This window comes from Gillisella vitis (assembly GCF_021559775.1).
Taxonomy (GTDB): domain Bacteria; phylum Pseudomonadota; class Alphaproteobacteria; order Rhizobiales; family Rhizobiaceae; genus Allorhizobium; species Allorhizobium ampelinum.
On record NZ_CP056049.1, the window covers coordinates 192,410 to 217,582 of the forward strand.

Annotated in this window: 22 protein-coding genes; 11 read left to right on the top strand and 11 right to left on the bottom strand. The window is 58.3% G+C overall.

The window, feature by feature from the left end; all coding sequences use genetic code 11:
- Nucleotides 1-6: 6 nt before the first annotated feature.
- The 4 genes from zwf to AVCG78_RS22955 form a co-directional block, all read right to left on the bottom strand.
- A complete protein-coding gene (gene zwf / locus AVCG78_RS22940) occupies nucleotides 7-1,383 on the bottom strand; it encodes a glucose-6-phosphate dehydrogenase (RefSeq protein ID WP_071584833.1) in 1,377 nt (458 codons plus the stop codon).
- Nucleotides 1,380-2,393, bottom strand: coding sequence for a phosphogluconate dehydrogenase (NAD(+)-dependent, decarboxylating) (gene gnd / locus AVCG78_RS22945; RefSeq protein WP_071203543.1), 1,014 nt, complete (start codon nucleotides 2,391-2,393; stop codon nucleotides 1,380-1,382). The genes zwf and gnd overlap by 4 nt, the downstream gene beginning before the upstream one ends.
- Before the next feature lie 18 nt (nucleotides 2,394-2,411).
- Nucleotides 2,412-4,817: a glucan 1,4-alpha-glucosidase gene (locus tag AVCG78_RS22950; RefSeq protein ID WP_071203542.1), complete on the bottom strand. Its 2,406-nt coding sequence runs from the start codon at nucleotides 4,815-4,817 to the stop codon at nucleotides 2,412-2,414.
- Between the two features lie 189 nt (nucleotides 4,818-5,006).
- Entirely contained in the window at nucleotides 5,007-6,410 is a 1,404-nt protein-coding gene (locus tag AVCG78_RS22955) for an aminotransferase-like domain-containing protein (protein ID WP_071203541.1), read from the bottom strand.
- Nucleotides 6,411-6,748: 338 nt separating this feature from the next.
- On the opposite strand from AVCG78_RS22955, the gene AVCG78_RS22960 reads away from it, so the two are divergent.
- The 11 genes from AVCG78_RS22960 to AVCG78_RS23010 all read left to right on the top strand — a co-directional run bounded on the left by AVCG78_RS22960 (nucleotide 6,749) and on the right by AVCG78_RS23010 (nucleotide 18,271).
- Nucleotides 6,749-7,231 carry an MSMEG_0572/Sll0783 family nitrogen starvation response protein gene (locus AVCG78_RS22960; RefSeq protein WP_015918620.1) on the top strand — a complete coding sequence of 161 codons (483 nt, stop codon included), beginning with the start codon at nucleotides 6,749-6,751 and terminating at the stop codon, nucleotides 7,229-7,231.
- Nucleotides 7,232-7,309: 78 nt separating this feature from the next.
- Complete coding sequence (locus AVCG78_RS22965) at nucleotides 7,310-8,353, top strand: Nit6803 family nitrilase (RefSeq protein ID WP_071203540.1); 1,044 nt, start codon at nucleotides 7,310-7,312, stop codon at nucleotides 8,351-8,353.
- Complete coding sequence (locus AVCG78_RS22970; protein ID WP_071203539.1) at nucleotides 8,280-9,398, top strand: MSMEG_0568 family radical SAM protein; 1,119 nt, start codon at nucleotides 8,280-8,282, stop codon at nucleotides 9,396-9,398. The genes AVCG78_RS22965 and AVCG78_RS22970 overlap by 74 nt, the downstream gene beginning before the upstream one ends.
- Nucleotides 9,395-9,937, top strand: a complete 543-nt coding sequence (locus tag AVCG78_RS22975; protein ID WP_071203538.1) for an MSMEG_0567/Sll0786 family nitrogen starvation N-acetyltransferase — start codon at nucleotides 9,395-9,397, stop codon at nucleotides 9,935-9,937. The genes AVCG78_RS22970 and AVCG78_RS22975 overlap by 4 nt, the downstream gene beginning before the upstream one ends.
- A gap of 2 nt (nucleotides 9,938-9,939) precedes the next feature.
- A complete protein-coding gene (locus tag AVCG78_RS22980; protein WP_071203595.1) occupies nucleotides 9,940-10,926 on the top strand; it encodes a sll0787 family AIR synthase-like protein in 987 nt (328 codons plus the stop codon).
- Nucleotides 10,923-12,080: an MSMEG_0565 family glycosyltransferase gene (locus AVCG78_RS22985; protein ID WP_071203537.1), complete on the top strand. Its 1,158-nt coding sequence runs from the start codon at nucleotides 10,923-10,925 to the stop codon at nucleotides 12,078-12,080. The genes AVCG78_RS22980 and AVCG78_RS22985 overlap by 4 nt, the downstream gene beginning before the upstream one ends.
- Entirely contained in the window at nucleotides 12,073-12,360 is a 288-nt protein-coding gene (locus AVCG78_RS22990) for an MSMEG_0570 family nitrogen starvation response protein (protein WP_071203536.1), read from the top strand. The genes AVCG78_RS22985 and AVCG78_RS22990 overlap by 8 nt, the downstream gene beginning before the upstream one ends.
- Before the next feature lie 11 nt (nucleotides 12,361-12,371).
- The gene (locus AVCG78_RS22995; protein ID WP_071203535.1) at nucleotides 12,372-13,643 is read left to right on the top strand and encodes an MSMEG_0569 family flavin-dependent oxidoreductase; all 1,272 of its coding nucleotides are present in this window, start codon (nucleotides 12,372-12,374) and stop codon (nucleotides 13,641-13,643) included.
- Nucleotides 13,644-13,646: 3 nt separating this feature from the next.
- The gene (locus AVCG78_RS23000; protein WP_071203534.1) at nucleotides 13,647-14,513 is read left to right on the top strand and encodes a Pnap_2097 family protein; all 867 of its coding nucleotides are present in this window, start codon (nucleotides 13,647-13,649) and stop codon (nucleotides 14,511-14,513) included.
- 314 nt (nucleotides 14,514-14,827) lie between these two features.
- A complete protein-coding gene (locus AVCG78_RS23005; RefSeq protein WP_071203533.1) occupies nucleotides 14,828-15,904 on the top strand; it encodes a catalase family protein in 1,077 nt (358 codons plus the stop codon).
- Nucleotides 15,905-15,994: 90 nt separating this feature from the next.
- Nucleotides 15,995-18,271, top strand: a complete 2,277-nt coding sequence (locus tag AVCG78_RS23010) for an FdhF/YdeP family oxidoreductase (RefSeq protein WP_071584832.1) — start codon at nucleotides 15,995-15,997, stop codon at nucleotides 18,269-18,271.
- A gap of 43 nt (nucleotides 18,272-18,314) precedes the next feature.
- On the opposite strand, the gene AVCG78_RS23015 is transcribed toward AVCG78_RS23010, so the two are convergent.
- The 7 genes from AVCG78_RS23015 to AVCG78_RS23045 all read right to left on the bottom strand — a co-directional run bounded on the left by AVCG78_RS23015 (nucleotide 18,315) and on the right by AVCG78_RS23045 (nucleotide 24,920).
- On the bottom strand, nucleotides 18,315-18,860 hold the full coding sequence (locus tag AVCG78_RS23015) for a GNAT family N-acetyltransferase (protein ID WP_234665162.1): 546 nt from the start codon (nucleotides 18,858-18,860) through the stop codon (nucleotides 18,315-18,317).
- Nucleotides 18,838-19,713 (bottom strand): histidinol-phosphatase, encoded by an 876-nt coding sequence (locus AVCG78_RS23020; RefSeq protein WP_071203530.1) that lies wholly within the window; start codon nucleotides 19,711-19,713, stop codon nucleotides 18,838-18,840. Before AVCG78_RS23020 ends, AVCG78_RS23015 begins: the two co-directional genes overlap by 23 nt.
- A gap of 9 nt (nucleotides 19,714-19,722) precedes the next feature.
- A complete protein-coding gene (locus tag AVCG78_RS23025; RefSeq protein WP_071203529.1) occupies nucleotides 19,723-20,559 on the bottom strand; it encodes a metallophosphoesterase family protein in 837 nt (278 codons plus the stop codon).
- Between the two features lie 96 nt (nucleotides 20,560-20,655).
- Nucleotides 20,656-21,927, bottom strand: coding sequence for an ABC transporter substrate-binding protein (locus tag AVCG78_RS23030; protein WP_234665161.1), 1,272 nt, complete (start codon nucleotides 21,925-21,927; stop codon nucleotides 20,656-20,658).
- Between the two features lie 68 nt (nucleotides 21,928-21,995).
- The gene (locus AVCG78_RS23035; RefSeq protein ID WP_071203527.1) at nucleotides 21,996-22,823 is read right to left on the bottom strand and encodes a carbohydrate ABC transporter permease; all 828 of its coding nucleotides are present in this window, start codon (nucleotides 22,821-22,823) and stop codon (nucleotides 21,996-21,998) included.
- Nucleotides 22,823-23,743 (bottom strand): carbohydrate ABC transporter permease, encoded by a 921-nt coding sequence (locus tag AVCG78_RS23040; protein ID WP_071203526.1) that lies wholly within the window; start codon nucleotides 23,741-23,743, stop codon nucleotides 22,823-22,825. Before AVCG78_RS23040 ends, AVCG78_RS23035 begins: the two co-directional genes overlap by 1 nt.
- Nucleotides 23,727-24,920: an ABC transporter ATP-binding protein gene (locus tag AVCG78_RS23045; protein WP_071203525.1), complete on the bottom strand. Its 1,194-nt coding sequence runs from the start codon at nucleotides 24,918-24,920 to the stop codon at nucleotides 23,727-23,729. Before AVCG78_RS23045 ends, AVCG78_RS23040 begins: the two co-directional genes overlap by 17 nt.
- Nucleotides 24,921-25,173 lie beyond the last annotated feature (253 nt).

Consider the following 25,173-nt stretch of genomic DNA (forward strand, 5'->3'; position numbering starts at 1 on the left):
TCTTCCTTATGGTTGCGGATCGACCCAGCCACCTGGAGGGGCGAAATCCTTCATGGCATCCGCAGGGCCCCAGGTGCCAGGCAGATAGACGGCTGGCTGTTCCCTCAGATCAAGCACCGGATCCACCACGCGCCAGGCCAGCTCAGCCGCGTCCTGCCGGGTGAAGAGCTGGCGCCTGCCGTTCAGGGCATCGCCGATCAACCGCTCGTAGGGCATCATGTCGTCGGTCGTATCATCAAGCGCACCAAGTTCGACACTTTCACCGACCATCCCCTCGCCCGGCGCTTTACGGCGCGTACCGATGCCGATTGCCACCTGCGGTCCAACACGGAACCGCAAATAATTGGCTTCGGCTGCGGTAACTTCGTCGAAAAGAGCAACGGGCGGGCGGCGAAACCGCACGACAACTTCTGTCGCACGGACCGGCAGGTGCTTGCCGGCTCTGATAAAAAAGGGCACATCCTTCCATCGCCACGTATCCACGAACAGGCGCACGGCGGCAAATGTCTCGACAGGTGAGCCGGGCGCAACACCCGGTTCGTCGTGATAGCCCTGGAACTGTCCCCTGACGAGGTCATGCGTCGAGAGCGGGCGAATGGCCCGGAGAACCTGGACCTTTTCGTCACTAAGTTCATCAGAACCGTTGTTGACAGGCGGTTCAATCGTCAACAGCAGGAGAATATTGATCAGGTGGTTCTGGATGACGTCACGAATGCATCCAACCTCGTCATAGAACTTGCCACGGCCAGCAATTCCAAAATCCTCAGCCATGGTGATCTGCACGCTTTCGACGTGGGTGCGGTTCCACACCGGTTCCAGAAAAGCGTTGGCAAAGCGGAAATAGATCAGGTTTTGCACCGCTTCCTTGCCCAGAAAATGGTCGATGCGGAACACCGCTTCCTCCTCGAACACGGAGTGTAAGACACCATCGAGTGCCTTGGCTGAGGCAAGGTCCCGCCCGAAGGGCTTTTCCACCATCAGCCTGGCGTTCTCAGCAAGGCCTGCCGCCTTCGATGCCTTGATGACTGTCTCGAAAAGCGAAGGCGGGATGGCCAGATAGTAAAGCGGATGGGTGGCAGGACCGAGCGCCTCACGCAGCCGATCGAAGGTGGCCGGGCTTTTGTAATCGCCACTGACATAGCGCAGCAATCCCTTCAGCCTGGCAAAAACGGCCTCGTCAACCGTGCCGAACTGCTTGCTGATGCCATCGTGAGCGCGGGCTGCCAGGCGGTCAATATCCCAGTCGTCGAGCGCCACACCGATGACCGGCTCGTTCAACTGGCCTCGCCGCACCATCTGGTAAAGTGACGGGAGGATCATCTTATAGGCGAGATCACCGGTCACGCCGAACACCACGAGGGCATCGGATCTGCCTTGCATCATGACGTGCTCTCCGGCTTCTCCACATGGCCGCCAAAGGCGTGTCGCATGGCCGAGAGCAGCTTGTTGGCAAATTCATCGTTGTCGCGCGACGTGAACCGTCCGAACAAGGCGGAAGACAGGACCGGAGCCGGCACTCCAGTTTCTACCGCCGCCTGCAATGTCCAGCGGCCTTCGCCTGAATCCGACACGCGACCACCATAGTTTGACAATTGCGGATCCTGCTTCAACGCGGATGCCGTGAGATCAAGCAACCAGGAGCCAATGACACTGCCATGGCGCCAGACTTCTGTCACAGCCACCAGATCAAGATTGAAACGGTAGTATTGCGGATCCCGCAATGGCGCGGTTTCGGCATCGGCGTCACGCGCCTCGCTGCCTGCATCAGCAGCCTTCAGGATGTTCAGCCCTTCGGCATAGGCGGCCATGATTCCATATTCGATACCATTATGCACCATCTTGACGAAGTGACCGGCACCGGGCGGACCGCAGTGCAGGTAGCCTTCCGTTCCCGCGTCGGCCGTGCCGCCCGTGGCCCCTGCGCCGTCTTTTCCGGGAGCAAGCGCCGCAAAGATGGGGTCGAGATGCTGCGCGGCTTTCTTCTCACCGCCGATCATCAGGCTATAGCCACGATCGATCCCCCAGACCCCGCCACTGGTCCCGACGTCAACGAAGGAAATACCTTGAGAACCAAGCTCAGTTCCGAGATCGACCGCGTCGCGGTAATAGGAGTTTCCGCCATCGATCAGAATATCGCCGCTCGTCATTTCGCCAGCCAGGTCGCGGGCTACCTTTCCCGTGATAGCGGCTGGCAGCATCAGCCAGACAGCACGGGGCGTCGCCAATTTGGCGAGAAAATCGGCGTAGCTCGCCGCGCCGACAGCGCCTTCGGCCTCAAGAGAAGCAACGTTTTGCGGATTGACGTCATAAACGACGCATTGATGCCCCGCCTTTATCAACCGCCGCACCATGTTCGCGCCCATACGACCGAGGCCGACCATTCCCAATTGCATGTCTATCTCCGTCAAACGTTAAGCTATGATCTGAACTTTGAAATTGGCATTTTCCCAGAGATCCGCCTCCTCCCAGAAGAAGGTGAACACCAGGTCCTGGCCGATCGCGCCCTCCGCGAGGTCGATATCGACAACATGGGTCCCGAGACCGGTTTCGCGCGTCCTTGTGTCAGTCACCTCGTGCCAGTCCGTGGCGCTCCAATGCACCATGGCCGCTGCGTCCAGTTCCAACCGCAATGTCTTGCCGTGGGGGATGGTGGACATCTGATTGTTGAAACGCCAGATGCGCAGGGTTGATGGCGTCTGATCTTTTACATAGCGCTCAACTGTCTGCGGCGGCATGTCAAAAACCGCGCCATCATTCAGCGAACGCAACAGCTTGATGTATTCCGCATGCGCCCAGACCAGTGGCATGGCACTGCCTGACGGGCGGCCCAGGAACAGCTCGCGCTCGGGGAGATCTGGTCCATCCCAGCTCTGCTCGGGCAGAAGCCCCTCTGTCCCAGCCGAAGCCTCAAGCGTCTCCAGAAGCCGTTCGGCCATGTCGCGATTGCCAGCCGCCAGCTCGTAATGCGCGCGCTCGCCCGCCAGCAAGGGCCATGGACGCCCCTGGCCGATGCCATCGAACGGGCTGCCATCAGGATGTTCGCCATAGCCGTCACCCGTGTAGCGATACCAGAGCGGACCTTGCGGCAGATCGATCTTCAACTGATGGTCGATGACCTTTATCGTGTCGAGGATCCTCGGATCATCAGCGGCCCGCAACCCAAAGCGAACAAGCGCCAGGGCATCGGGGCTGATAACGTCACGGGTCGGCAATATCGACGTGTCGGCTGCCCGGTTGCGGATAATGGTTTGCCCTTGACTGCCCGTCGCCACGTCAGTGACATCTAGACCCCCGATACGGACATAATAGCCTCCCACGCCGACGGCATCGCAAAGGGTGGAATCGCTGGTATAAGTCCAGTTTTCAATCTGTTCATTCCAGCAGTCGGCGGTTTCGCGCAAATGCTGGGCCACATCAGGCTCGCCAACACGGTCCAGAATGTCTGCGCCGGCCAGCAATGCGGCAATCTCGACGGCCAGGGTGAACGGGCTATAACCGCCATCTTCTTCCCAGCGGTCCTGGCTGGTGGCAGGCCCATTTGCGATGATGTAGCCAGCCGCCTTGCGGATCATCGGAAGGAATCGGGTCAGCAGCGTGTCCGGCAGATGACCATTTCGATACAGGAGATCGGCCAGCAGAATAGGAAAAGCGCATTCATCCATCTGCACGCCGAGCCAATAGGGCTTGCCATCCAGCCAGAGATTCTGCGGCCAACGACCGGACGCCAACTGAACCTCGCGCAGATATTCCAGGATTTCGATTGCTTCCTTCCAGTCGCCAGCAGCCAGAAAGCCGCCCGCGCTTTCCACGAGATCGCGAGGCCAGACAAGGTGATAGCCACCCAGATCATCATCACCCTTGCTCGCCCCCCAAGGAATGGACAGGCTGGCGACAACCGCTCCTCGCCGATCAGCGGCGCGATGGGCTGCAAGCACGGCAGTCGAGACACGGTACATATTGATGGGCTTTGCGGTCTCGCGGTCCAGATCGTAGAGGCCCTTTTGCCAGCCGCGCCAGTTCGCGCAATACATGCCGAAAGCGACATCGAATCCATCGCGCAGACTGGCGAGTGCCTGGGCGCCCGCTTCCGTTTCCGACTGGCCAAAGCTAAGGGCCAGAATTGCGGTGTTGGCACTTTCCGTGAACGGGATTTGCCCCGTCAGCGCGGTATTGCCATCATCGGCACGCTGATATTGGGGATCGAGACTGCCGTTTTGCAGCAATTGGGTATAGCCATCGGACTGCCCGGCAAAGCCAGCAGATCGCTCGGCCCAAGGAAGTGATGATCCAAGCGCAAGATAGCGTGATCGGCCGCTTGCAAAGAGAAGTGTAGTATCGTCCTGCTCACCAATCCAAGCAGAATTATCCATCCCCGCGTTGACAAGATGAGGAGCAAGCAGCGCATAGACCTTGTAATCGGATATGTTACCGACCAAAGGCATGAACGTGATGCGCTGAAGAACCGTTGCGCGAGCAGGATCGGAAATTATCTGCTTTTCGATCCGGTAGCGGCCATCTCGTGACATGTTGACGACATGAAACGCCAGTACGCCGCTTTCGACCTGATGGGTCGTTGTGGTGCAATCGCGCTTTTCCTCGGAAAAATATCCTTCAGGACCAATAACGAGCAGCCCAAGATCTCGAATACAGGCGCTGTCCACTCTGGGATAATAGACCTCATTCAGCACCCCATGGCTCAACGTGAACCAGACGGGAGACCGGGCGGAAAGCGCAGTACCCAAACCGCTCTTTGCGCTCGACGTCCAACGCGCTTGAATTCCTGGATTGCCGGGAGCAAAATCGACGAGGGTGGTCAACTGCGTTCCCCTTGCTATGCAAGCCCGATAACGACTTATCGGCTCTCAAACATGTTGGACAGTGATCCAGAATACATAAGGCCGTTTTGTGATTTGGTAGTGCAAATAGTCGTGATTGTTATGAAATCGCTCGAAACAGCATTCCGGTTGCCGCGGCTTACGTGAGTGCGACTTTCTTGGGCGCGATTGTCAGAAGAAGGTGCCGGCCATTTGGGGAGAACCCTCCAGAGCGTGGCCCATGAACTCCAGCGCACCCTTGAGGGTCTCCCGGCGTATGGGGCCGCCGAGGCAAACCCGAACAGCTTCCTCGGCCACGCCATCGACAGTGAAGGCATCACTTGCGACGACGCCAATGCCGGATGCCCGCATGTGCGTGCCGAAGGTTGAGCGCGTCCATCCATTCTTCAAGGGTAGCCAGATGTTGAAGCTGATGGGGTCGCTTTGATAGCTGCCCGCCGGTAGCACTTCGGCAACGAGCGCCTGGCGTGCGGCGGCCTCGGTGCGGATAAAGCGCAGGATACTGTCGGCTGTGCCATCCTCGATCCAGCGGGTGGCAAGAGCGGCCGAAAGCGGCGAGGCCATGACGCTTGCCGCCCGCATGGCGCTGGCAAAGGGCCATGCGGCCTTGGTGTCGGGAACGACGACATAAGCAAGCCGCAGGCCAGCACCGATGCATTTCGCCAATCCGCCAATATGCCAGGTGAGATCCGGCGCCATCGCGGCAAGCGGTGCCGGGCTATGAAGCGGGATGAACCCATAGGCATCATCCTCGACGATTGGAACATGATATTTGCGGGCAACCGCGCAAATTTCCTCCCGTCGCTTTTCGGGTATGGTGAGGGTCATCGGGTTCTGAAGCGTCGGATTGAGATACAGCGCCTTTGGCTTTGCGGTCTCACAGATCTCGGCGAATGCGCCGGGAATAATGCCTTCCGCATCCATCGGCAGGCCTGTCAGATTGAGGCGGAGCTGGGCTGCAATCGAGCGCATGCCGGGATAGGTGATATTCTCGGAGAGCACCATTTCACCCGGTTTTGCCAGAAGCCCGAAAATCGCCAGAAGGGCCGGATGGGCGCCGGGCGTGACGAAGATACGCTCCTGGGAAGGAACAAGGCCACGGCGACTGAGCCATGATGCGGCGGCCTCCTTGTCCATGCCAGCTCCGCCGAATCCCTGATAGCGCAGGAGCGGGATCATATTGGTCGCGACGGCGGACAGCCCCTCCTGCATGCGCGCCAGAAGATCTGGATCATCAGGCTCCGGCGGCATGTTCATCGAAAAATCGACCACCGACATGCGTCGGGCATCCAGTGCTGCCTCCGATACGAAGCCGCGCCGTTCCTTTTCAGGACCGCCAGTCACGAAGGTTCCGCGCCCGACATGGGTCGCCACAAGTCCACGCTTTTGCGCCTCGACATAACCGCGCGCAACAGTCGTAAAATCGATGGCCAGCCGTTTGGCAAGGTCTCTTTGCGGCGGCAACCTGTCGCCCACCAGAAGCCTGCCGCTTTTCAAATCCATCTCGATAACGTCGGCGATCGCCAGATAACGCGGGCCGTCGCTGCGGGAAAGGTCGGGAGTCCAGGTTTTCATGAGAACTCATCAATATTGAACATTGACTGTATATTGTTGCTTTCTTTACCTGTCACTCTTGAAAATCGATTTTCACCAAAAAGAAGCATTCACGCATCAGACAAGGCTCATTGATCGCACATTGACTGCACTCAAAGTTGCTCGTCATGCCTATGAGCACAGCACAAAATTGCCTTGATATTGGCACTACGTTTCGTTCTTCGCTTATATTGACTGTAATATTGACTGCAAATTTCTCGATTTTGATTTGATAATAGGCAAAACCTCATCTGGCATAGGCTTTGCAATTGAGTGGGAGTGGCCCGTCAGGTGGGCCGACCTCTAAACAGGAGCCATTCATGCCCGCAATTACTGCACCGGCCCACGCTGATGGGGACTTCTTCGTTGATTACGAAGAAAAAGTTTTTGAAGACATCCAGGCCAATGAAGGTGAAAAAGCCCTCATCACCTTCCACACCGTTGCCTTTGAAGGCTCTATCGGCCTCGTCAATCTGCTTCAGGCCAAACGCCTTAAGCGCAAGGGCTATGACACGTCCATATTGCTCTATGGTCCCGGCGTCACCCTGGGCATCCAGCGGGGCTTCCCCAAGCTCGGCTCGGAGGCTTTCCCGGGGCATTTGAACTTCAACAACCAGATCAAGGGTTTTCTGGAAGAAGGCGGCAAGGTCTATGCCTGCCGTTTTGCCCTCCAGGCACTCTACGGTCATGGCGAGCCTGCGTTGATCCCCGGTATCACACCCATCAGCCCGCTGGATGTGCTGGACCTTATGCTCATCCACCGTCGTGCCGGGGCTGTCATTCTGGACACCTGGACGCTCTGACTTACCCCGCGCTGGTGTCAGCGTGCCCGGAAGGCGGGGCCAGCCCCGCCTCCTTCACCCCAATCCAAGGAATTCGTCATGGAGAAAAGCAGGACCGTTCGGGCTGCCGCCGCACAGATCGCGCCGGATCTCACCTCACGCGACAAAACGCTTGCCCGCGTGCTGGAGACCATCCGTGAGGCGGCTGGCAAGGGCGCGGAGCTCATCGTCTTTCCAGAAACCTTCGTTCCCTGGTATCCCTATTTTTCCTTCGTCCTGCCGCCGGTTCTGTCTGGCCGCGAACATCTCCGGCTCTACGACGAGGCTGTCACCATTCCGAGTGTCACGACCGAGGCCGTGGCGGCAGCGGCACGCGAGCACGGCATCGTCGTCGCACTCGGCATCAACGAACGGGATCATGGCACGCTTTATAATACACAACTGGTTTTTGATGCGGATGGAGAGCTTGTGCTCAACCGGCGCAAGATCACGCCGACCTTCCATGAGCGGATGATCTGGGGCCAGGGCGACGCCTCCGGCCTCAAGGTGGTCGATAGCAAAATCGGCCGCATCGGCGCGCTGGCCTGCTGGGAGCACTACAATCCCCTCGCCCGCTATGCGCTGATGGCCCAGCATGAGGAAATCCACGTCGCGCAATTCCCCGGCTCCATGGTCGGGCCGATCTTTGCCGACCAGATGGAAGTAACGATCCGCCATCATGCGCTGGAAAGCGGTTGTTTCGTCGTCAACGCCACCGGCTGGCTGACGGACGAGCAGATCCGGTCGATCACCCCTGAGGAAGGCCTGCAAAAGGCACTGCGCGGCGGCTGCATGACGGCGATCATTTCGCCGGAAGGCAAGCACCTGGCGCCGCCGATTACCGAGGGCGAAGGCATCCTCATTGCCGACCTGGACATGAGCCTGATTCTGAAACGCAAGCGAATGATGGATTCCGTTGGCCACTATGCGCGACCGGAACTTCTGCATCTCGTCATCGACGACCGCCCGGCAAATCCGATGGTGGCCGCCCATCCTTTCCTCGAAACCGCACCGACAGGGAGCAATACCGATGGATACCAGACCCCAGCTTTCGACGGAAACACTGATCAACGAATTGCAGTCGTTCGGCGCGAGGCTCGTTGATCCGAAGGCCGGCCACGAAAGCCGCCGCGGTGGTGCAGGCCCTTCCGATCACAAGGCCCTGACCATCGACGGCATGACGGTGATGGTGCCGGTACACACGGCACCGGCATTTGAGAGTCCGTACCTCGTCGAAAAACCTGACGACGCTGGCAACAGCCGCATCAGTCGCGACGGCCGTGTCATCGGGGAAGTCTCCTTCCCCTTGCGTCCACGCTTTTACGAGCGCTCAACGGCGGACGGTATTCCCTATTCGCAGATTGCCGTGCTTCACGGTCGCGACGTATTGGCAACAACCGTCCTACAGACCTGTATCCGCTACCAGAGCCGGACGAAAACCTGTCAGTTCTGCGCCATCGGCCAGTCGCTGGCGGCTGGCCGCACTGTTGCCCACAAGACGCCGGAACAGCTTGCTGAAGTCGCCAAGGCCGCCGTGGAACTGGACGGCGTCAAGCATATGGTCATGACCACAGGCACACCGAAAGGCGACGACCGGGGAGCCGAAGTGCTTGCCGAAAGCGCCCGCGCCATCAAGGCTGCCGTCAACATCCCTATTCAAGCACAGTGCGAGCCACCGGAGGATGACATCTGGTTTTCCCGGATGAAAGACGCTGGCGTCGATGCGCTGGGCATGCATCTCGAAGTCGTGACGCCGGAAATCCGCGCCCGCATCATGCCGGGCAAGGCGCAAGTCGGCATTGAAAAATACATGGCCTCCTTCAAGGCGGCAGTCGAGGTATTCGGGCGCGGACAGGTCTCCACCTATATCCTCGCCGGGCTTGGAGACACACGCGAGGCCATCCTCGATATCTGCGAAAGGCTGGTGGCGATAGGCGTCTATCCCTTCGTCGTGCCTTTCGTGCCGATCTCGGGAACACCGCTGGAAAGCCACCCCGCACCGAAACCGGACTTCATGCATTCGATCCTCGGCCCGCTCTCAAAAATGCTCGTAGAGAGTGGCCTGAAGGCCGTCGATATCAAGGCTGGCTGCGGAAAATGCGGTGCCTGCTCCGCCCTTTCCACCTATGAGAGGATGCTGACCCGATGATGATCGAACCTTTCTCCCCCTTTCACACCAGCGAATTTCAGGTGAAGTTCGCGACATCGACCTGGGAGCGTCGCGAGGCTCATGCCCTTCGCCGCGATGTCTTCTGCCGCGAACAGCAGATTTTTGAGAGCGACGACCGGGACGCGATCGATGACCACGCCACCCCCATCGTTGCGCTTTCCATGCTGGGTGTGGCCGCCGACAGGCTGGTCGGCACGGTGCGCATTCACGAGGAACAGTCGGGCCTCTGGTGGGGGTCGCGCCTTGCTGTGCATGAGGATTTCCGCAAGATCGGCGCGCTGGGCGCAACGCTGATCCGGCTTGCCGTCTCCTCCGCCAATGCCATGGGCTGCCAGACGTTTCTGGCCAATGTGCAGGTGCAGAACGGTCTGCTCTTTCGCCGCCTGCACTGGGATGTTGTCGAGGAATTCGAGATTTACGGCAAACCACACCTGCGCATGAAGGCGGATCTAAGCTGGTATCCGCCCTGCGCCACACCGGAGGCAGGTTTCGTGGCGTTGGCCAAACGGGCGGCATGACGATGGCCGATTTCAGGAGGGACATCGATCTCGACGCACTGGCTGAAAAGCTGCGCTCAAGCGCCGGGATCGCAGCAAAACACGATATCGGCAGCGTCACCGCGCGGCTCGGCGTGAAAGGCAAGTCTGTTCCGGTGGGGGACGACTGCGCCGCCCTGCGGGAGGGGGATGGCTACCTGCTTTTCGCCATCGAAGGGTTCATGAATGCCTTCGTCGCCGCCGACCCCTGGTTTGCCGGGTGGTGCGGTGTCATGGTCAACATCTCCGACGTCGTCGCCATGGGCGGCAGGCCAACCGCCGTGGTTGATGCCGTCTGGGCCGATGGCGAAGCGGGTGCGGCCCCGGTGCTGGATGGTATGCGGGCTGCCGCAGAGGCCTATGGCGTGCCCATCGTCGGCGGTCACACTAATATCCGCACCGACCGGGGCCAATTGTCCGTCGCCATCCTCGGACGCGCAACGCACCTACTCACAAGCTTCGACGCCCGTCCCGGCGACGTTCTGGTCGCCGCCGTGGATCATCGTGGCCGCTATCGCCCACCCTTCGACAATTGGGAAGCGGCCACCGACGCACCTGCCGAGCGGTTGCGCGGCGATCTAGAGATCTTGCCGCAGATTGCCGAAGCCGGGCTCGCCCTGGCCGCCAAGGACATCAGCCAGGGCGGCATTGTCGGCACCGCAATCATGCTGGCCGAATGCTCCGGCGTCGGTATCGACATCAATGTGGCGGCTATTCCCCTGCCCGACGACGTCAGCCTTGACCGTTGGTTGGCGACCTTCCCAAGCTTCGGCTATCTGCTGTCCGTGCCGCCTGAAAACATCAATGCCGTGCTGGCCCGTTTCGAAACGCGCGACATCACCGCTGCGGCCATCGGTACCGTCTCTGTCGGCAGCACTGTTGCGATCACCAATGGCAGCAAGCGGATTGTCATTCGTGACCATGCCGCAACACCCCTGATGCAACTCGGGCCAGCGGAGCATTGCACATGATCAGCCCGCTGCGCATCGCCATGCTCACGCATTCCACCAATCCACGCGGTGGCGTCGTGCATGCCATGCAGCTTTCCGAAGCGCTAACGGCCCTCGGTCATGCCGTGACCCTGCACGCGCCCGATCCAAAGGGCACCGGCTTCTTCCGCCCGCCCGCCTGTGACACGGCCTGCTTTCCCGTACCGCCTGCCCCGGCGGATATGACAGCCATGGTCGAGCAGCGGATTGCCGATTACATTGGCCACTTCGAACAGGCCGACAATCGTGATTTCGATGTCTTCCATGCCCATGACGGCATTTCGGGAAATGCGCTGGCGACACTCAAAGACCGTGGCCTGATCCCGAGTTTCGTTCGTACCATCCACCATATCGACCAGTTTGAAGACCCGCGCCTGATGGTCCTTCAGGACCGTTCGATCCAACGGGCCAATGCTTTCCTTGCCGTCAGTGCCGCGTGGCAGGCCATCTTGCGCGACAGCTACGGCGTAGACGCAGCCGTGGTCGGCAACGGCGTCGATAACAAGCGTTTTGCCCCTGCCTGGAGCGGCGAGCAGACGGCGCTGCGAGACCGGATCGGTCTTCATGCCGGTGCCGTCTTTCTCAGCATCGGCGGCATCGAAGCGCGCAAGAACACGCTCGGCATTCTCGATGCCTTCCGGCAGTTGCGGGCGGTCAAGCCGGATGCACAACTGGTCATCGCTGGCGGGGTCTCGCTGCTTGATCATCGGGATTATCAGGAGGAGTTCCAGTCCCACTTGCGGGCGCTGCGCGATGATGCCGCCGCCGTGCACATTATCGGCGCCGTATCTGACGACGATATGCCGAACCTCTACCGGCTTGCCGATGCGCTGGTGTTCCCGTCGCTGAAGGAAGGATTCGGTCTTGTCGTGTTGGAGGCGATGGCCAGCGGCGTTCCAGCCATCGTGCCATCCATTGCACCCTTCATCGACTATCTCAGCGGCGACGATGCCCTTTGGTGCGATCCCCTTCACTCTGCCTCGATCGCCGAAGCCATGGCCCTGGCGCTGGTGCCTGAGATCCGCGAGCGCATCATCCCGCGTGGCCTGGAGGTTGCCAGCCGTTTTACTTGGCGGCGCGTCGCCGAGGCACATCTTTCCACCTATGCAACTTTGAAGGAGGCAGCCCATGCCTGAGATGCGCTTTGTCATCACTTGGCCCGATGGCCAGGAAGAGACCTGTTATTCACCCTCGCTGATCATCCGCGAGTTCTTCACCGAGGGTGAAAGTTATCCGGTGGCGGATTTTGTCGAGCGCAGCCGAAAAGCGCTCACCATCGCCAGTGATCGCGTCGAGGCAAAATACGGATTTGCCTGCTCATCCGCAAACGACCAGCTCGCCCGCATCGAAACCGCCGCCCTCCCCTTCCTCGAGTGCGCCGATGCCCGCGTCCGCTGCGAGACCTTTATCCTGTGAAAGGACATACGATGACCCGATCCCTGAAGCCGCATTACAGCGCCGTCGTCGTGGGAGGCGGCCAGGCCGGCCTGTCCGCCAGCCATTACCTTAGGAAACACGGTATCGACCATGTCGTTTTCGAAAAGAAGACTGTCGCCCACAAATGGGAGGATGAGCGCTGGGATGCCTTCTGTCTGGTCACTCCAAACTGGCAATGCCAGCTGCCCGACCATCCCTATGACGGTGCCGATCCGCACGGATTCATGGTGAAGGAGGAGATCGTCGCCTATGTTGATCGCTTCGTCAAAAAGGTCGATGCGCCCGTTTTAGAAGGCACCAGCGTGACCGCGCTGGAGAAAACGGGAGAGCTGTTCCAGATCGAATCGACGGCGGGCACCATCACCGCCGACAGCGTCATTCTCGCCACCAGCCTCTACAGCCAGCCCTTCGTGCCGCGTGCCGCAGAACGCATTCCCGATGGCATAGCCCAGATCCATACGGCCGATTATCGCAATCCCGCGCAACTGCCGCCAGGCGGCGTCATCGTTGTCGGGTCCGGCCAATCCGGCTGCCAGATTGCCGAGGACCTGCATCTTGCTGGCCGCAAGGTTCATATGGTCACCGGCAATGCACCACGCTGCGCCCGCTTCTACCGGGGCCGCGATGTCGTCGATTGGCTGGCCGATATCGGGCAATATGACATCACCATCGCCCATGACGGTATGGCGAAAAAGAAGCATGATACCAACCATTACCTGACCGGACGCGATGGCGGACGCGATATCGATCTTCGAAAATTCGCGCTGGAAGGCATGGCCCTTTATGGTCGCATGACCGGCGTTTCCGCCGGAAAAATGCTGTTCGAGACCAATCTGAAGAGCAATCTCGACAGCGCCGACCGGGTGTATAACGGCATCAATGCCCTCATTGATCGCCATATTGCGGAAAAAGGCATCCATGCACCGGCAGGTGGACCTTACGTTGCGCTCTGGGAACCGCAGAGTGAAACGACCGAGCTGGACTTTGAGGCCGAAGACGTCACGTCGGTCATCTGGGCGACGGGCTTTACCCCTGATTGGTCCTATGTCGGATTACCGATCTTCGATGGCACCGGCTATCCGATCCAGCGCCGCGGCGTCACCGGCATCAAGGGCGTCTATGTCCTCGGCCTGCCCTGGCTCTGGACCTGGGGGTCCGGCCGGTTCCTCGCAGTCGGCAAGGATGCCGAATATGTGGTGGACCATCTGGCAATGCAGCTGGACCAGGCCCACCACCCGCAAACGCAAGCGGCGAACGGATAAGCGATGAACCTCGCATTGCGCACATCATGCTCATTGAATGCACCCTCGAGCCGCGATCTGATGGACCGCGCGCTCGAGCCTCACCTGCTGATCGGCATGCCGCACCTGACGCCACATGGCCTGTCGGAAACCTGGTTGATGAAGGAGCTGGGCCACCGCCATTGGCTGATGCTGGCGCGCGACCTTAGCATGGACAATGCCGATTTCCGAACCGCCGATGGAGAGGAGGTCTATGCGGCGATCTGTGCTACGTCACTGACAGACGCTCGCTTCGAACTCGTGCGAGCGAATGACATATTGACCATCCAATCCCTGATTTCGGCAGTATCCAGGACCCAGACGTCGACGACCCATCTCCTGTCTATCGCGGGCCGGAGCGTCGGAAGAATAGAATTGGTTTCCGCCTTCGTTCACAGGGCAGTCCAGGGGAGCAATCGCTCCATCGCACGGGTGACAGCGCCAAGGCCGCAAACGAGACCGTACGAAGTCAGTCTTCTGGCACAACATGCGGCGCATATCCGCAATGGGCGGCTTCAGACCTATTGGGGGCTTCCTTTAGATGCTGCCGAAGCGCTGCGCACCTTTAGATTTGCCCCCAGCACGGCGCAGGAGTTCAACGGAGCAGGACTTTTCTATTTCGCGGAGTTCCAGGCCGTGGCAGATCGCGCCCTTGAAGCCTGGTTTCCCGGCAGAAAACCCGTCGTGCAAAGGGATGTCTTCTTTCTCGGCAATATCGACCCACACGAAACCGTGTCCTTCGACCTCATGGGATGGTCAGACGATCATGACATACTGCACGGCAAACTGAGGCGCGAATCCGGGGATTTAATCGCGACGATATTCACGTCTTCAAAAGATCTCCCGTGGTGACAAAGTTTGGCTATGGCAACGCAGCCTCATTCAGCCGCTGCACCCAAAACAGTTGATCAATTTAATATGATTTCCAGCTCATTAAAGAACGACAAATGTGATGAATTGAGCGCGGGAAACAACGCAAGTCGACCTCTGGTATCACTCCAAACGCCGTCGAGCCCAGCGTCTAGCGCACGAAGTGGTTCTTCCAAGGTGCGGCCCGCCGTAGAAATTTCAGAGGCGAATGATCACATTTACTGAAACTTCCAGGTCCGGGATTGCTGGAACCATCCCCCATCCGTGGCGTTCTTTGGTTTTTAAAGGAGCGACATATGACAGCCCCCACGCCTGTCCGTTATTCCCCCGACCTCGAAACAGTCAAACCGGGAGAACAGGAGACTGTCTCCGCTCTTATCAACCAGTTCGACATCATCCTCGAAAAGACCGCCGGAGACTACGGCCATGCGGTGCGCTCCGTGCATGCCAAGGCACATGGAATTCTCGAAGCAACGATGATCGTCAAAGATGGTTTGCCAGCCGAACTCGCTCAGGGCCTGTTCGCCAAAGCCGGTGAATATCCGGTCTATATGCGTCTCTCCACAAACGCCGGTGACATCCTGCCCGACGCTATCGCTCTTCCGCGTGGTTTGGCCATCAAGGTCGTTGGTGTCGAGGGACCGCGCTTGCCGGACGCAAACGGCGATACGCAGGATTTTGTGATGGTGAATGGCCCGGTCTTCCAGGCACCCAATCCCGAGAAGTTTCTCTCCAGCCTCAAGCTCCTTGCGCGGACGACGGACAAGATGGAAGGTACCAAGACTGTGTTGTCGAGCGTGCTTCAAACCGTCAACAAAGGCCTTGAGGCGGTCGGCATTTCCAGCTCGACCATTCAGTCACTCGGCGGCGCACCGAATGTCGATCCGCTTGGCGAGACATATTTCAGCGTTACCCCGTTCCGCTACGGTGACTACATCGCCAAGTTCCGGCTGAAACCAGTCTCACCCGATTTGACGAAGCGGACCGGAACGGAAATCGATGTCAGCGTTCGTGAGGACGCAATCCGCGAGACCGTCCAGGCGGAGATGCAGGATACTCATGGGGAATGGGAATTCCAGGTGCAACTCTGTCGTGACGTTGATGCGCAGCCTATCGAAGACCCGACCGTGGAGTGGAAGGAAGATGAAGCGCCGTTCGTCACCGTCGCCACTGTAACCTCCATGCCCCAGGATAGCTGGAGCGATACGAAGGTTCAGAAGGTCGATGAACAGATGCGGTTTAGCGTCTGGACCGGCCTCGCGGACCATCAGCCCCTCGGCGGCATCAACCGCGTCCGCAAGGACACATATCAGCACTCGGCAGAGTTCAGGGCAAAGTTCAATGGGTGTCCGTTCCATGAGCCGCGCCAGTAGCCAGCTATCGATGCCGAACCATTTGGAGGCATGGCTGTTTTAAAGCCGCCTTTTTTCCTATTTAACCTCCCATCAAAAGAAAGGCCCGCCATGGCCGACCCTATCGAGAACCCGGAAGCCGAAGGTCCCGCTGGTGGCTGGGGATCGGTGAAGTCGGTCGCCCGTATGCTGGGCGATAACAAACCCTCACCGGCAATCCTTGAAACGCTTTACCGCCTGAATAAGCCTGCCGGGCTTATGTGCGTTTCCTGCGCGTGGCCAAAACCCGCAAACTACCATCCCTTCGAGTTCTGCGAAAACGGTGCCAAGGCAACGATCTCGGACCTGACCAGCGCGCGCTGTACGCCTGATTTCTGGAAGCGTCACACCGTGGCCGAACTCAGGAACTGGAAAGACTATGACCTCGAACAGACCGGGCGACTGACCCATCCTCTTCGCTATGACGCTGGAACGGATCGCTATGTTGAGGTGACGTGGGACAAGGCCTTCTCTGACATCGGCACGACGTTGAAATCATTGCCGCGCGAGAGCGTTGTCTTCTACTCTTCCGGCCATGCCGGTCTTGAAGCATCCTATCTCTACGCCCTGCTGGCGCGGGTCTTCGGCAACAACAACCTGCCCCAGAGTTCCAACATGTGCCATGAGACGACTTCGGTCGGGCTTCAGAAGGTTATCGGCTCGCCGGTTGGCACTATTGTCTGGGAAGACCTGGAGAAGGCCGACGCATTTTTCTTTTTCGGCCAGAACCCGGGATCGAACAGTCCGCGCTTCCTTCACCCATTGCAGGAGGCCAAGCAGCGCGGTGCGCGCATCGTCACATTCAACCCGGTTGTCGAGCAGGGGCTGGTATCATTCGTCAATCCACAAAGCCCGATTGACATGCTGACGGGACGCGAAACGCAGATTTCAGACGAGTATCTCCAAGTCCGGGCCGGCGGTGACATTTCCGCAATACTGGGCCTCTGCAAGGTTGTCATCGAAGCTGACGACGTAGCGGTGGCCAATGGACAAAAGCGCGTGCTCGATGTGGCGTTCATCGATGAGCACACGACAGGATTCGATAGTTTTATCGCCCTTGTCAGAACGACGAGCTGGGCCGATATCGAGCGGGAAAGCGGCCTGACTGAGGCGGCGATCCGGCGTGCCGGTGAAATCTATATCAGCGCGGAGAGGGTCATCGGTGTCTACGGCATGGGCCTGACACAGCATTCGCAAGGCGCGATTAACGTGGCCATGCTGGTCAATCTGCTGCTTCTGCGTGGCAATATCGGGCGCGAAGGGGCTGGCTGCTGTCCGGTTCGGGGCCATTCGAATGTCCAAGGTCAACGAACCGTCGGAATCGCTGAAAAGACCAAGCTTATTCCCATGGAAACGTTGAAGGAGCTCTTCGATTTCGATCCTCCGACCGAGGACGGCACGACGATCGTCGATGCGGTGAAAGGGCTGATGGCTGGCAAGATCAAAGCCTTCATTTCGCTGGGAGGCAATCTTGTCCGCGCTGTACCAGATCAAAAGGAGATGGAACGCGGCTGGGCTCGCCAGGAGCTGACCGTGATCGTCTCTACCAAGCTAAACCGGAGCCATCTTTTCCCTGGCAAGCAGGCCTATATCCTGCCCTGCCTGTCGCGTGCAGAGATAGATGAGCAGACCACAGGAAATCAAGCCGTATCCATCGAGGATAGCTTCTCCCATATTTCTGGATCAATCGGCAAAAGACCTCCCGCCTCCAAACATTTGAAGAGCGAACTGGCGATCGTCGCCAGCATTGCAAAGGCGACGCTCGCCGTGAGGCCGAAACTGAAATGGGATGAATGGCAAGGTGACTACAGCCTCGTGCGAGACCTGATCGAAGCGACCTATCCCGAGGACTTCAAGGACTATAATGCGCGCATGTTCCAGCCGGGCGGGTTTTATCGCGGCAATGCAGCTCATGAGCGCGTCTGGAAAACCGAGGAAAAGAAGGCTGTCTTCACGACGCCCACGCAATTGAACGCGCTGTCCTTCGAGGATGCCGACGGCCGCTTCCGGCTCTTAACAATGCGATCAAACGATCAGTTCAATACGACAATCTATGGTTACTCCGACCGCTTCCGCGGCATAGAGGGCACCCGCGACGTGCTGTTGATGTGCGAAAGCGATATCGCGACATCGGGGCTTCAACCCGGGCAGGTTGTCACACTCGTCAGCGATTTCGGCGACGGCGTTCGCCGAGCGCTCGGTGGCTTGACTGTCACCGCTCATAATCTGCCAAAAGGGACGATCGGCACTTATTATCCAGAAGCAAACGTGCTGATCGCCATTGACCATCATGACGAGATGTCGAAGACGCCCGCATCGAAAGCAATTCCAGTCCGGATCGAAGCCTAGAGTTTGCCAGGGAAAACCGGGTTCCACTTTTCCCTGATAAACTCTAACGAACCAGCATCGAAGCCCCTCCAAGCCAGTCGTCGCGCAGAAGCGCCATCAAAAGCAAATCGGCGCGACGGCCATCCGGGTAACGCAACGCGCTGCGCATCAGTCCCTCCTCGACAAAACCCAGCTTGGTATAGACGCGCCGGGCAATTGTGTTTGAGGGAAGGACATCGAGAATCAGGCGACCAATTGTCGGATCTGAGAAAACAGCGGCGCAGATACGCTGCACAAATACGCTGCCCATGCCGCGTCCGGACTGCTCCACGGCAAGACGGCGGATCACGACATTTCCCATGCCGTCGTCCGGCCTCAACACCGCAAAGCCAACGGGCTTTTCTCCACATATGCCGATCAGGTATTCGTAGTTTTCGTCAGCCATTCGGCTTTCATGCTCCTGAACCGAATAGGTACCCACCCGCTCTGGATAGCCGGGGAGCCGTTCGACACGCATGACGAAATCGATGTCATCCGGGGTTGCGGGCCGGATGGCAAGCGCATGAAGTGCTGGCATCGCGCCGCCCTCAGATTTTTCCGGGTGCGACATGGTCTATGTCCGCCTGGAGCCATCCATTGGAACGCGTCAGATAGGCAATGCTCTCAAAGCCAGCGGCTCGGATTGCGGCGACTGACTGCTCAAGCCCAACGCCGACGGTGTCCACGCCGTGGCTGTCATCACCCAGCGTCACGCGGATACCCATATGGCAAGCACGGTTGAGTATGTGCGGCAGCGGGTAAACCGGGCCGTAGCCATTGCGGTATGCGGCACAATTCACATCCACTATGCCACCATAGGCCTTGATCGCTTCGAGAAGGGTGTCCACCTCGCGCAAAACCTTGTCGGAAAATTCAAAGCCTGCCGGTTCATACTTCCTGACGAGATCGAGATGCGCAACGACATCTGGACGAAGGCGTTCCACCATGTCGGTCGCCGATTGGAAATAGGCGATCTGTAGCGCGTCGGTGCCGCCCAGCGCCTTCTTGAGGGCTTCAGTCGATTGCGGGGAGTAGTCGAGCCAGCACCCGTCGATATCATGGACACTGCCGACAATGTAATCGAATGGATGAGCGCGCCGTATGGCCTCCATTTTGGCAAGCCAGATGTCAGGCGGCAATTTCTCGGTCTCAAAACCGATCAGCAACTCGATCCGGTCCGCATAGGCGTCACGAAGCTTGAATGCGTGATCGACATAATCGGCGAACTGACGCGTCAGGCCAGCAACCCCCAACCTTTCTTCACCGGGATAAAGATCCTCGTCGCGATATCGCGGGCAGTGTTCGCTCAAGCCGTAATGGGTAAAGCCGCGGTCGATTGCCGTCTCGATCACCTCGGTAAGGGTCGATTTCGCATGGTCGCAGAATTGCCCGCTGTGGCCGCCGTGATAACTAAACCAGGTCATAGCTTGTCCTCAGGCCGTTTTCGCAGGCGAGCGGTAGATCGAGCCGTTGTAATCTTCGATATAGCTCTTCATCAGCCCGTCGATATCAATGAATTCGACCGAGATATCATCCTTGCCGAAGTCCAGCAGTGTCACGCCCAGCAGTTCTTTTCCCGGCTGGCTTGGCATGGACTCGTCGCGGGCCAGAAAGCTGGAAGCAGGTGTCCAGATCAGTACTGGCCCATTCTTCTGCCGCAGATGCAGCGTGCGATGCATATGTCCTGAGACCACCGCAAACACCGCGTGCTCGGCGATCAGCCGTTGCAGCCGCAACCGACCTTCGGTCTTGAGGGCCCAGGCCGGTCTGTCATCTTCGTTCCAGTCTTCAAGGAAAAGAGGCATGTGGAGGAACAACACCGCTTTGCGATCACCCCGCTCGTTCAGCATATTTTCCAGGGTAGACCATTGTTGCTCCTCGGCAGGCAGGCCTGAGCCGATAATCTGGCTGTTCAGGCCGATCAGCCTCCAGCCTTCGACTGCATCGCACTGCCAATACCAAGCGCCAAAATGCGTCTCCCAGGCAGCCAGACGGGTGTCGTCAGTGGGTTGGGTGCTGTCGCGGGCGATATCGCCAATATCGTGATTGCCCGGCAGGACGAGAACCGGGGTATTAATCGCCTTAAGCTGCGCGGCGCCAAATGCCAGATCTGCCTCAATATTTGCACCATCCAGCGTCAGATCGCCGAGAACAATTGCCAGTTCCACATCCTCACAGCCGTTGACGGTTTTAACAACCGCCTTCCAGTTTTCGACGAATACGTCGTTTTGAGAGCCGATGTGAGGATCGGCCAATATCGCTATTTTCATTATCTTTCCTTGGAAGCTTCCATCTGTACCTGCCGCTCAAGGCGCGGAGCACCGCAGGGCGGGGTCGGGCGCACCAAGGGGCGCGCCCGACTTGCATTACTTTGCCGCCATCACATCCGCGACATGCTCGCGGATTTTCGGCATGGCAGCCTCAGGCGTGATTTTGCCTCGCTGCAATTGGTCCAGGATTGGTGCCACGCCCTTCCAGACGCCATCCGCTGTGTTGTTCGGATAGGCAAACCATGGCATGGCCGTATTCATCGACTTGAAGACCGTTTGGAAGTTCGGATGCTCTGCATAAAAGCTCTCGAGTGCCTTGGCGGCCTGAACGTTGACCGGCATGTAGCCGCTTGCCTTGGAGACGTCGGCCTGAACGGAAGCGCTGGTCATGTATTTGACGAACTCCCAGGCTGCTGCGCGCTTGGCGGCGTCCTTGGAAAACACCATCAGGGCATTTCCACCAGCAGGCAGGCCGCCCTTCTTGGCATCGATCAGCGGGAAGCGGACGGTGCGCATGGTGAAACGGTCGCCGATGGCCGTCTCGTAAGCCACGAGATCGGATGGTGATTCAACCACCATGCCGATCTTCCCGGCAAAGAACTGCTGCTGTGCAGGCTTGGGGTCGGCATAAACCGACATGCCCGTCTTGACCGCCAGGTCCTGGGTGATGCGCAATGCTTCCAGCCCAGCCTTATTGTCATAACCGATACCCGTGGCTTTGGCGTCGAGCATCTGGTCACCAGCGCTCATCACCATCATCTGCCAGTACCAGTCATCGCTCAGCCCACCGACCGAGAAACCGATGCCCGAGACGCCGTTGCCAAGCTTGCTGATCTTGGCTGCCAGATCAATGATGCCATCCCATGTGGTCGGGAACTGATCGACATTGCCACCGGCCTTTTCGACCAAATCCTTATTGACGTAGAGAAGCGGCAGGGATGCCGTAAATGGCATCGCATACTGTTGACCATCGACTTTTGCGAGGTCAAGAATGGCGGGGGCATAATTGGCCGCCTGCCAGTCCTTCCCTTCCTTATCCAGCAGTGAATCGAGCGAACTTGTCTCGCCCCGATCCTTCATCACGCCGACGAGGGTAGGAATGGAGGAGTAAGAGGCGAGATAGACATCCGGCGTCGAGCCCGTCATCATTCCACGAATGACGCTTTGGTCACCAGCGCTGTAGTTTTCGGCTGGAGCCTGCTCGTTGATGGTGATCTCTGGATGTGCCTTCTTGAAACCCTCCAGAATAGGCTGCATAAAGGCAAGTCGTGTGTGATAAAAGGTCAGCGTGACTGGATCAGCGGCGAAAGCCGGTGCAGTCCCGAACACGGTCAGGGCTGCAACCGCGAAGATGTTTTTCATTTTCATGGTGTTTCCTACAAGGTGGAGTGGTCTTGACTTTCGGACCTGCCCGGTGGCCGCCGGGCAGGTCCGTATCATTTGACGCCGGTCATCGTAACGCCCTGTACGAACCCGCGCTGTGCGGCGAGAAACAACAGGATCAGCGGTGCGGTGATCAGGGTCGCGCAGGCCATCAAAGGCCCGAAGCTGTCGCCGCCTTCCTGGCTCCGGAAGAACAGGAGGCCGAGTGTTGGCGGTGACAGATCGATGGATCTGATCACGATCATTGGCCAATAGAGATCGTTCCAATGAAAGGTGATCGAGAAGATCGCGAAGGCGGCAATGGCTGGTTTCATCGCTGGCAGAATGATGCGGACGACAATTTCTATCTCGCTCATCCCGTCCAGCCGTGCAGCCAGAAGAATCTCGTCGGGGAACGAGCGAATAAACTGATAGAACATGAAGATCGCAAATCCCGAAGTCAGGTATGGCAACATCACGCCAGCATAGGTATCCAAAAGCCCGAACTTGGCCAGCACCATGAAGATCGGCAGAGCGGTTGCCTGGGCGGGAACGGAGAGGCTGATCAGAACAATTGCGAAAAGCAGGTGCTGGCCGCGAAACGTGAACTTCGCCAGTGCATAGGCACAGGTCACCGTGGTCAGGATCTGGAACAGCAGGATGCCGCCGGTCATGATGACACCGTTCAGCATGAACCGTGGCAAGGGAGAGTCGAACAGCGCCCGCGTGTAATTGTCCGTTATCGATGTGAGGATCGGCGGCGCGTCATGGAGGCTGCCGAATATCTCCCCCGGGGCCTGCGTTGACGCACGCCACATCCAAAAGAACGGATAGACCATCAGAAAGGCACCGCCCAGCAGAACGGCATGCGACAGCATTGCGCGAAGCGGAGAGCGGACCATCAAAAATGCGCCTTTCTGTTGCTTAAGCCGACGTGGACGATTGAAAATGTCCCGATCAACAGGAGATAGACGACAGTTAGCGCGCTGCCATAACCGGCTTTCAGGCCTGTGAACGTATCCGTGTTGATCTTGTGCAGCAGCATTTCAGTCGCGCCATAGGGGCCACCATTGGTCAGAACCGCCACCGTGTCGAAGACCTGGAACGACTGTATGCAGCTCAACACGACAACCACGATGGTCGTGGGAGCCAGAAGCGGCCAGGTCAGGTAACGCAGCCGATCGCAAAAGCCGTCCATTCCATCGAGAGCAGACGCCTCCTTCAGCTCGGCCGATAGGACCGTGAGCCCCGCCAGAAACAGGATCAGATTGAAGCCAAACAGATGCCAGATGCCGATGATGGCAAGGCCGATCAACGCAAGTGTTCCATCGGCAAAAAAATCGAGAGCCGGTAAGCCCAATGCGTCTAACAGGCTTGCCAGCGGCCCGATATGGCCATTGAGCAGGTAACTCCAGACAATGGACATGGCCGTCAACGTGGAGGTGACCGGCAGAAAATAGACGATCTCGTAGAAACGTCGCGAGCGGCGGCGACCATCGAGCAGCACGGCAACGCAGAGTGCACCGAACACCGATACCGGCACGACAATTGCCGTATAGATTGCGCTGTTGCGCAGGGCCGCCCAGAAGAACGGGTCATTGATCATTCTGGCATAGTTGCCGAGGCCGACAAAATTCAAGGTGAGCCGACCGAGGCGATAATCGGTCAAGCTGATCAGGACCACGACGAAGATCGGCGCAACCACCGTTGCGATTAGCAGCAGGAAGGCCGGGGCCGCGAAGAGATGCGCCATGGCGGCATAACTGAAGCGCTTCGACGCGACCGCAGACGATTGGGAGTGCAGCTCAGACAGAGACGTCATGCCATGCCTCCTCGACCGAAGCTGCCAAAGGAAGCGAAACTGGAACACGACGACCGCTTTGATCAAAGATGAGTGCGGCATCTGAGGCGATCCGCAGCGCAATCCTTTCACCTATCTTGCGGCCCGTCGCCAATCGGGCAAATCTCTCTGGCCGCAGTTGCACGCGCACAGTACCCGCACCGATTTCCGAGCCGTTGCAGCGGATGCCCACATCGTTGCCCGCAAACTCCACCTGTTCCACCCGCAGCGAAAAATCGCCATTTACATCTTCAGTCGGATGCAGTCGTTCTGGCCGGATCGCCAATTGGTACGACCCATCCGCGATGCCCGGAAGTATCAATTGCAATGCCCGTCCATTGATCGAAACCGCCCCCTTGCTGACCGTCACCGGCATCTCGTTGATCGCCGTTGCGCCGACAAACCGTGCGACGGAAAGATAGTTCGGCTGGTCATAGATCTCTGCCGGTGCTCCACACTGCTTGATCTCTCCACCTTCCATAACCGCAATCCGATCTGACATCGTCATGGCCTCGGTCTGGTCGTGGGTGACGTAAATGAAGGTGATGCCGGTCCGGCGGTGAAGATCGACGATCTCGTCGCGCAATTGCTGGCGCAATTTCGCATCGAGGTTCGAGAGTGGCTCGTCCATCAGAAAGACACCGGGATGCCGGACCATTGCGCGACCAACCGCCACCCGCTGTCTCTGGCCGCCGGACAGCTGTGACGGCTTGCGCTCCATCAGCATGTCGAGGCCAAGCTGTTTTGCTATCTGGCTGATATCCGTCTCGATATCGTTGCGGATACCGCGAACCTTTGATGACAGAAGGGAAGCACCCGGCAGACGCTGGCTGAACGACAAACGCGCCATTTCGAGTGGCACAGTCAGATTTCCACGGACTGTCATATGCGGATAGAGCGCATAGTTCTGGAAAACCATGGCAATACCGCGTCGCTTCGGCGGCAGCGAGGACACGTCACGTCCTGCGATCATGATATGTCCGTCTGTGCAAGGTTCAAAACCGGCCAACAACCGCAACAGCGTCGACTTTCCACACCCGGAAGGCCCAAGCAGAGTCAGGAATTCACCCTCACAGATTTGAAGGTTGATGCGCTTTAGAACCTGCACGCGCTCAAAGCACTTTTCCAGATTCACGATATCAATGGAATGACCGACCATATTCTTCACTGCTTTTCCAGGATCACACCGTCAAAATTACGCGGGTCGAAACACAGCGGTGTTTTAGCCAACGCCCTCAGTCAATTCGCCCCTTGCTTTAAGAGAGTTTTTTAACGTCCCGATGACACGCTCTTTCAAATAAAGTATTTTTATCCATATTTTTTCGTGAGATAGGTTGTATAAATAACGAAATGGTTACTTTGTAAGTCACTCTAAGCTGTTGACGCAGGCCGTAAAAACGCCTTATCGACCA

Coding starts and splice junctions, on each gene's coding strand:
- zwf (WP_071584833.1), bottom strand. CDS start 1,383: ATGATGCAAGGCAGATCCGATGCCCTCGTGGTGTTCGGCGTGACCGGT.
- gnd (WP_071203543.1), bottom strand. CDS start 2,393: ATGCAATTGGGAATGGTCGGCCTCGGTCGTATGGGCGCGAACATGGTG.
- AVCG78_RS22955 (WP_071203541.1), bottom strand. CDS start 6,410: ATGAAAACCTGGACTCCCGACCTTTCCCGCAGCGACGGCCCGCGTTAT.
- AVCG78_RS22960 (WP_015918620.1), top strand. CDS start 6,749: ATGCCCGCAATTACTGCACCGGCCCACGCTGATGGGGACTTCTTCGTT.
- AVCG78_RS22965 (WP_071203540.1), top strand. CDS start 7,310: ATGGAGAAAAGCAGGACCGTTCGGGCTGCCGCCGCACAGATCGCGCCG.
- AVCG78_RS22970 (WP_071203539.1), top strand. CDS start 8,280: ATGGATACCAGACCCCAGCTTTCGACGGAAACACTGATCAACGAATTG.
- AVCG78_RS22975 (WP_071203538.1), top strand. CDS start 9,395: ATGATGATCGAACCTTTCTCCCCCTTTCACACCAGCGAATTTCAGGTG.
- AVCG78_RS22980 (WP_071203595.1), top strand. CDS start 9,940: ATGGCCGATTTCAGGAGGGACATCGATCTCGACGCACTGGCTGAAAAG.
- AVCG78_RS22985 (WP_071203537.1), top strand. CDS start 10,923: ATGATCAGCCCGCTGCGCATCGCCATGCTCACGCATTCCACCAATCCA.
- AVCG78_RS22990 (WP_071203536.1), top strand. CDS start 12,073: ATGCCTGAGATGCGCTTTGTCATCACTTGGCCCGATGGCCAGGAAGAG.
- AVCG78_RS22995 (WP_071203535.1), top strand. CDS start 12,372: ATGACCCGATCCCTGAAGCCGCATTACAGCGCCGTCGTCGTGGGAGGC.
- AVCG78_RS23000 (WP_071203534.1), top strand. CDS start 13,647: ATGAACCTCGCATTGCGCACATCATGCTCATTGAATGCACCCTCGAGC.
- AVCG78_RS23005 (WP_071203533.1), top strand. CDS start 14,828: ATGACAGCCCCCACGCCTGTCCGTTATTCCCCCGACCTCGAAACAGTC.
- AVCG78_RS23010 (WP_071584832.1), top strand. CDS start 15,995: ATGGCCGACCCTATCGAGAACCCGGAAGCCGAAGGTCCCGCTGGTGGC.
- AVCG78_RS23015 (WP_234665162.1), bottom strand. CDS start 18,860: ATGTCGCACCCGGAAAAATCTGAGGGCGGCGCGATGCCAGCACTTCAT.
- AVCG78_RS23020 (WP_071203530.1), bottom strand. CDS start 19,713: ATGACCTGGTTTAGTTATCACGGCGGCCACAGCGGGCAATTCTGCGAC.
- AVCG78_RS23025 (WP_071203529.1), bottom strand. CDS start 20,559: ATGAAAATAGCGATATTGGCCGATCCTCACATCGGCTCTCAAAACGAC.
- AVCG78_RS23030 (WP_234665161.1), bottom strand. CDS start 21,927: ATGAAAATGAAAAACATCTTCGCGGTTGCAGCCCTGACCGTGTTCGGG.
- AVCG78_RS23035 (WP_071203527.1), bottom strand. CDS start 22,823: ATGGTCCGCTCTCCGCTTCGCGCAATGCTGTCGCATGCCGTTCTGCTG.
- AVCG78_RS23040 (WP_071203526.1), bottom strand. CDS start 23,743: ATGACGTCTCTGTCTGAGCTGCACTCCCAATCGTCTGCGGTCGCGTCG.
- AVCG78_RS23045 (WP_071203525.1), bottom strand. CDS start 24,920: ATGGTCGGTCATTCCATTGATATCGTGAATCTGGAAAAGTGCTTTGAG.